At 54.0% G+C, this 6,647-nt stretch carries 6 protein-coding genes; 1 reads left to right on the top strand and 5 read right to left on the bottom strand.

What is annotated here, in order from left to right; translation table 11 throughout:
- Positions 1-60: 60 nt before the first annotated feature.
- Positions 61-504 (bottom strand): Hsp20/alpha crystallin family protein, encoded by a 444-nt coding sequence (locus tag JWG43_RS16960; RefSeq protein ID WP_205244137.1) that lies wholly within the window; start codon positions 502-504, stop codon positions 61-63.
- Between the two features lie 208 nt (positions 505-712).
- Here JWG43_RS16960 and JWG43_RS16955 point away from each other — a divergent pair, with 208 nt between their 5' ends.
- Positions 713-1,306 (top strand): hypothetical protein, encoded by a 594-nt coding sequence (locus JWG43_RS16955; RefSeq protein ID WP_205244136.1) that lies wholly within the window; start codon positions 713-715, stop codon positions 1,304-1,306.
- Positions 1,307-1,400: 94 nt separating this feature from the next.
- On the opposite strand, the gene JWG43_RS16950 is transcribed toward JWG43_RS16955, so the two are convergent.
- From JWG43_RS16950 to JWG43_RS16935, 4 genes are all read right to left on the bottom strand, one after another.
- Positions 1,401-3,596 carry a sensor domain-containing protein gene (locus JWG43_RS16950; protein ID WP_205244135.1) on the bottom strand — a complete coding sequence of 732 codons (2,196 nt, stop codon included), beginning with the start codon at positions 3,594-3,596 and terminating at the stop codon, positions 1,401-1,403.
- Positions 3,593-4,204: a bifunctional nicotinamidase/pyrazinamidase gene (gene pncA, locus JWG43_RS16945; RefSeq protein ID WP_205244134.1), complete on the bottom strand. Its 612-nt coding sequence runs from the start codon at positions 4,202-4,204 to the stop codon at positions 3,593-3,595. Before pncA ends, JWG43_RS16950 begins: the two co-directional genes overlap by 4 nt.
- 2 nt (positions 4,205-4,206) lie before the next feature.
- Positions 4,207-5,634: a nicotinate phosphoribosyltransferase gene (locus JWG43_RS16940; RefSeq protein ID WP_205244133.1), complete on the bottom strand. Its 1,428-nt coding sequence runs from the start codon at positions 5,632-5,634 to the stop codon at positions 4,207-4,209.
- 386 nt (positions 5,635-6,020) lie between these two features.
- Positions 6,021-6,413, bottom strand: a complete 393-nt coding sequence (locus tag JWG43_RS16935) for a PilZ domain-containing protein (RefSeq protein WP_205244132.1) — start codon at positions 6,411-6,413, stop codon at positions 6,021-6,023.
- Positions 6,414-6,647: the final 234 nt, after the last annotated feature.

Here is a 6,647-nt window from a genome sequence, read left to right as displayed (position 1 = left end):
CTGCCGGGGCATTATCGCCCTGCACTGGATCTTGGTGGCATGGTTGCTGTTCAAACAGAGTCACCCTCCTCCGTAGTAGCTGTTGAATAGTGTATTGACCCCAGGGCTATTTGTGGGGAGTTGACAGTTCATGGTTGCCTGCACCTTGTCGGCATCAACATCATAGGGCAGAGTGAAGCTGCGGGAGAAAGAAGTCTTCTTTCTTTCCGTTCTGTGCACCGTATACCCCTCCGGGACATCCGAGGCGCGTTTACCGCTGATTTCCAGATAATTACCCTGAATTTTCACATTCAGATCTTCCTTGGCAACCCCGGGAACCTCGGCGACCACTTCAAGGTTGTCGCCGGTGTCGGCAAGGTTTGTCCGCGGAAAGGTGCCATTGCCCGCCCATGGCTGACCGCCCTGATACGATCGATCGAATTCACTGAAAACGTTGTTCATACGATTACGGAAAAGATCCATGGCTCCGAGAACCTGATTCAAGTCGCTCCATCGTGTCATCATGGTGTTCCTCCCTTGCTTGTCCTGTTTGTTAATGGATGGATTCTCCACTGTTTTTTAGATGTTTTCTTTTTATGACTAAAATATAATTCGAGCAAAAAAGGAGTCAATAGGGTTTTGCTAATTTTATTTACATTACTTATTATAGAGCTATAGTAAAAAGTAATAAAAAAAAGGCGAAAGTAAACCTGCATGCATATGGGCTATCAAGATGCATAACCGTAGAGAACAAAAGAAAAAATCAGAGCCAGAGAACTTGTCTGCCGATACCCTCAAGGGCAGGCAATCGGTACGGGCTACCTTTCGTTTGCCGCCCCAGATCATTGCCTTGCTCAGTGTCACCGCTGATCAGTTGGGCCTGAAAAAGAAATCTCTGTTCGATCAACTGGTGGAGGATCGAAATATTCTCGAACAGCTGGCGGCAGGAGCAGAGCTCTCTCAAGCAAACGAGGAACAACGACAACAGAAAACTTTTGTCGTCAGCCGCAACTCTTTATCTTCGCTTGAATATGTCGCCAAAACCCATGGGGTGTCCCGCGATCTTCTCGTGGAAATTTCCATCAAACGGCTGTTACCGGTTCTCAACGCGGAACAGGAAAAACAGAAAAACAGAAAAAAAATTCTTGCCGATCTGGAAGCCTATCTGCAGGAGGGCCTGAGGTTGCTGAGTACGAGTGACCGACTGCTGGGGTCTGAAGATACAGCCAGCAGATCTCTGGCGCACTTGTTGACCCAGTATGGCCGTGCCATTGAAGAGATGCGGGAACAGGTGGAGCGGGGACGGAAAATCGAAGATTTCCAGTGAAGAGCAGCCGGCAGAACCGCGATTCCTTCAGCCGTCACGGATTCAGGGCTGCACTCGGTGATGGTTCGGCAAACGTTCGCGGTCAATCGGGTTCTCAGCTGTTATCGCCGGCGTGCATGGCAAGCAATTGCAGAAAGTCGTTGGCGGGCAGGGGGCGGCTGAAGAGAAACCCCTGAATTTCATCACAACCTTCAGCGACAAGGAAATCCTGTTGCGCCTGACTTTCAACCCCTTCAGCCACCATTCTCAGGCCAAGGGCCCGACCCAGGTGCAGCATGGCGCGGACAATGGCTTCAGCTTCGGCGTTGCGTCCCAGGTCACCGATAAAGGACTGGTCGATCTTGATCATGTCAAAGGGGTAGCGGCGAAGATAGGCCAGACTGGAATACCCAGTGCCAAAATCATCCATGGCCAGGGAAAACCCCTTGCTCTTTAATTTCTTCAGCATTTCGGCGGATTGAACCGGATTATGCATGACCATGCTTTCGGTGAGTTCCAGTTCGAGAAACAAGGGATGAAAACCACTGCTGCTGATGATGCTTTCGAGCAGATCCAGGAGTTCCTCGTAGCGGAACTGCCGGGCAGAAAGATTCACTGACAACCGCACATCAAAGCCGGCCACGTTTTTCCACTGTTGCGCATCATTGACGGCCGTGCGTATGACCCAGTTGCCGATGGGAATAATCAAGTTGGTTTCCTCGGCAAGCGGGATGAACAGATCCGGCAATAACAACCCCTTGTGCGGATGATTCCAGCGCAGCAGGGCTTCGGCGCCGGTGATCCTGCCGTTCTGAATGTTGTATTGTGGTTGGTAATAGAGTTCGAGCTGGCCTGAGGTCAGGGCGTAATGCAGCTCCTGTTTGAGTTCCATCCACAAGGCCTGATCCTTGTTCAGATCCTCGGTATAATAGCGGAACCCTCCTCTATCACGGTTTTTAGCGCGATACATGGCGGCATCGGCATTTTTTATCAATGTCTCCGGATCCTGACCATGATGGGGGTACAAGGCAATGCCGACACTGCAGCCGATATACAGTTCCTTGCCGCCAACCGGGAGGCGGGTACCCACCTGATCGATCAGTCGGTTGGTAATGCTGGTGACATGTTCGATACTGTCGGGATCATAGATAAGGACGTTGAATTCATCGCCGCTGACTCTGGCAACGGTGTCGATATCACGGACCACGGAGGTGATTCGTTCGCCGCAGGCTCGAAGGATCTCGTCACCGATACTGTGGCCCATGGTGTCATTCACCTGTTTGAAGTTGTCCAGGTCGATGAAGAGAAGCGCCAGCAGGAGATTTTGCCGTTGCGCATGGACAATGGCCTGGCGCAACCGGTTATCGAGCAGGTTTCTGTTGGCAAGACCGGTCAGCGTGTCGTAGTTGGCTTTGTATTCCAGTTGCTGTTCATACTCTTTTTGTGCGGTGATGTCCTGGAGAGTTTCCACGGCACCAATGATGGCCCCGTTCAGACCATAGAGAGGGGCGGCAGTGAAGTAAAGCCATTTGGGGCCTGACTGGAACAAGGGAAAGTGGCCGGTCGCTTCCCAGGCGTTGGCTATCAGGGGAGAGGGATTGCAGCGGCCCTTGTATCGTTCCGGAATCTCTTCGATGGCGCCGTCAATCACCAGATCGGCCAGAACAGGGCGTTCTTCGGGATAGAAAGCCTGCCATTGCTTGCTTGAACCGACCATTTCTTCGGCAGTGACACCATTGAGGGCCTCGCAGGCCCGGTTCCAGTGGGTGACCTGGTGGTGTTCGTTGAGCACGAACATCGGCACCGACGATCCGTCGATGACTTCATGAACCAAGTGTCGGGTTTCCCGCCAGGCCGACTCAGCTTGTTTTTCTGCCGTTGTATCGCGAAGGGTCTCGATGGCACCAATGATTTTTCCTGCCTCATCTTTTAAGGGGGTTGCCGTGAAGGCGACCCATTTGCCCCCATCCGGAAGACCTGGGAAAAAATCCTCGGCTTCCCAGGTCTCAGGCATGACCTGGGAAGGACGATATTTACCGGCATAGTACTGTTCGACCGTGTGCAGACGACCGTCAACAAGGAGATCGGCCATGGAGGGGCGCTTTTGAGGATAAAAGGGCCACCAGGAACGGTCGGTGCCGACCACCTCGGTTGCCGGTATGCCGGTGAGGATTTCGCAGGCCCGATTCCAGTGAACCACCTGGTGATGGATATCGATAACAAAGGTGGCAACAGGACTGTTGCGGATAATCTGCGACGAGAGATTATTGTTGGGCACGGTTGAGGTTCCTAGTTTTTTGGGGGTGCTCATGTTGTTTGTTGGTTGATGGTATTGGACAAAACAGTATCGACATCCCTAATCCGCGCGCCGGCCTTGCTCATTTCCTCCAGGGCACGTTGCCCATCGCCCGGATGGATATTCACTCCGGCGATGCCGTCGGCAAGCACGGTGACAGACAAGCCTCGGGACAGGGCATCCATGACTGTGGCTTTGACACAATAATCCGTGGCCAGACCCCCTATGCAGAGATGGTCGATTCCGGCCTGCGTCAACAGGGTGACCAGGAGAGCGCCGTCTTCTGTTTGCCCCTCAAACGCCGAATACCCGTCCGCATGCGAATCGAGGCCTTTGGACAGAACCACCGTCTGTGCCGGCAGGTTAAAGTCAGGGTGGAAGGCGGCCCCTGGGGTATCCCGGACACAATGCACTGGCCATTGCCCACCATGCTCCTGGAAATGTCGCGAATCGGGAGGATGCCAGTCACGGCTGGCAAACACCGGCATTCCGGTGGTGATGAAGTGATGTATTGCCCGGTTGAGCGGTTCCACGACCTGGTCGCCATGGGCAACCGGCAAGGCACCGCCGGGACAGAAATCATTTTGCAGGTCAATAATCAGCAGAGCCATCTGGTTGGACATGCTCAGGTCCTCCCTTTGGTGGCGGCCTGGATCATGGTGCAGCGCAAATCTTTTAATTGCGGCGAGATCGAGACCTTGTAGCGGTGAGGGTTGATGAAACGACGGCAACCGGCCGGCAGCAGGGCCATCTCTTGGCGGCAGCGTTCTGCCATGTGGTCAAGCGACTCCGCAGCCAGAGTACGCCGTCCCTTTTCCATGACCGTGCGACGGAGATCAACCAGACGGACACCTTCAGGCAAGGTAGTGTGGTGGAGGGGATTGGTGGGGTCGTAGACCGTGATGCCCCCGGAAATGCTGTCTTTCTCGAGACAGACCACATCCTGGACAAACCCGCCTTTGGCGTCAAGAGCCCGTATCACCCTTTTGCTGCCAGGGAGGGAGGCTTTAGCAATATCACTGGTGATTTTCATCCGTGGACGGCCATCCATAACCACCAGTTTGTACACCCCGCCAAGGGCCACCCCGCCAGGTCCAACGGCAGTAGAGAGCTTGGTGCCGACCCCGTATATATCAACCCGGCCGTTTTCATCACGGATCGAATCAATGACATGTTCGTCAAGTTCATTGGAAGCGAGGATCCGCACCTCCGGAAAACCTGCCTCATCAAGCATGTGCCGGGCCTCGCGGGAGAGATAGGCGAGATCACCGGAGTCGAGGCGGATGCCTCGCAGGGAATGACCTTGTTCACGCAGCTCCCGGGCGACGGTTATGGCATTGGGCACCCCGCTTCGAAGGGTATTATACGTGTCAACCAGGAGGATGGTACTGTTGGGAAACGCAGCGGCATACGCCCGAAAGGCTGTCAGTTCGTCGTTGAAGGCCTGCACCCAGCTGTGGGCGTGGGTTCCCCGGACCGGCAGGCCATAGGCCATGCCGGCCAGGACATTACTGGTCCCTTTGACCCCGCCGACACAGGCCGCCCGGGAAGCGGACAGGCCACCATTGGGCCCCTGGGCGCGGCGCAACCCGAATTCAACCACTTCGGCTCCGGCGGCGGCATGACAGATCCGGGCAGCCTTGGTGGCTACCAGCGTCTGAAAATTGATCATGTTGAGCAGCAGGGTCTCCACCAACTGTACTTCAGCAAGATTCCCGGAAACGCTGAGCAAAGGTTCGTTGGCGAAAACAACGGTCCCTTCGGGCGGCGCCATAACTTGACCTTGAAAACGAAAATCGCGCAGATAGGAGAAAAAAGCAGCGGGAAACAGATCGAGGCTACGGAGATATTCGATCTCTTCCGTTAGAAACCGAAGCTCTTCCAAAGCTTCAAGGGCCGGTTCCAGACCAGCGAAGACCGCATAACCGCCGGCAAAGGGATTGTGGCGGAAGTAGAGATCAAACACGGCTGGTTTATCGGCCATGCCTTCCTTGACATAACCGGCCAGCATGGTCAGTTCGTACAGGTCGGTGAGCAGTGGTGACAATCGCATGGGTGTCTCCAGCAAAGATGGTGGGGCAACTCCGGGGAGTGCTCATCCAGAATCGGCTCTGATCCCTTGATTTTTTAATGCGCTGGCAATTTCCTTCCTGGAGGAAGACCTCTATGCTTGCTGATCCAATCGCCAGCGCACCTCGATGTCCAGTACAAATCTTGGTTTCTGGATAGATACCAGGCAACGCATCACCACTGCGGTCCTTCTCCTCGGCCGGGCCACTCAGATCCACGTTTCCAGGGGTCTGAGGAATTTGTACTATATACTACTGAACATCAATGGAAAGAATATTTTCAGGAAAATTCGCTCTGATTGGGGGAGTGCTCAGGATTGGAGACAATACGCCGGCTTTCGACAAAGAACCGGTACGAGAGGCAAGGTATTTAGGTCGGTTGCGGGAAGTCAACAGTTCGCCCGACCTCATGGATGAGACGCTGGTAGAGTTGTTCCTGCCGGTCACTGTCAAGGTCGAGGAATTGGACGGCAAAGGCCGAGGTCGTGGCTCGGACCACCCGGGTTTTGATCTGAAAATGCGACGGATGGCGATCATGGGTGTCAAACAGGAGGAGAATGGTCAATTCCTGTGCCAACGCCGGCACTGTTTCCTTCACCTCGACCGAGCAACCACTGATGGACAGATCGATAATTGTGCCCCTGTACTTCTGATCGTTCATGCTATATTCAATGGAGGGTCCGTACAGTTTAAAGCGGATACCGTTTCTCCGTTTGGTCGTTTCCAGTTTTTGTTCCGCCTCCTCGAGCTGATCTGCGTACATGGTTTTGCAGCATTGGATTTTGTCGGTAAAAGTTCGAATTTGTTTCTGGCAGATCGTGTCCTGCACTACTTGCAGAGGGTAAGCTATTCCGGACAAAAACGCCATTTAATCCCCCCACAGCCTCCCCCATTCAACATGGAGGATCGAGGCATGAGACAACCAATCGATTGGGATCAGGTAGCGGAGTTGGCAGAGAAGATCAAGGAACAGGGGCTCAGTTATCGTGAGGGTGCG

This window comes from Desulfobulbus alkaliphilus (genome assembly GCF_016918545.1).
GTDB lineage: Bacteria > Desulfobacterota > Desulfobulbia > Desulfobulbales > Desulfobulbaceae > Desulfobulbus > Desulfobulbus alkaliphilus.
Note: the sequence above shows the minus strand (reverse complement) of the source record. Positions and strands in the feature narration are given on the sequence as shown.

Coding starts and splice junctions, on each gene's coding strand:
- JWG43_RS16935 (WP_205244132.1), bottom strand. CDS start 6,413: ATGTACGCAGATCAGCTCGAGGAGGCGGAACAAAAACTGGAAACGACC.
- JWG43_RS16940 (WP_205244133.1), bottom strand. CDS start 5,634: ATGCGATTGTCACCACTGCTCACCGACCTGTACGAACTGACCATGCTG.
- JWG43_RS16950 (WP_205244135.1), bottom strand. CDS start 3,596: ATGAGCACCCCCAAAAAACTAGGAACCTCAACCGTGCCCAACAATAAT.
- pncA (WP_205244134.1), bottom strand. CDS start 4,204: ATGTCCAACCAGATGGCTCTGCTGATTATTGACCTGCAAAATGATTTC.
- JWG43_RS16955 (WP_205244136.1), top strand. CDS start 713: ATGCATAACCGTAGAGAACAAAAGAAAAAATCAGAGCCAGAGAACTTG.
- JWG43_RS16960 (WP_205244137.1), bottom strand. CDS start 504: ATGATGACACGATGGAGCGACTTGAATCAGGTTCTCGGAGCCATGGAT.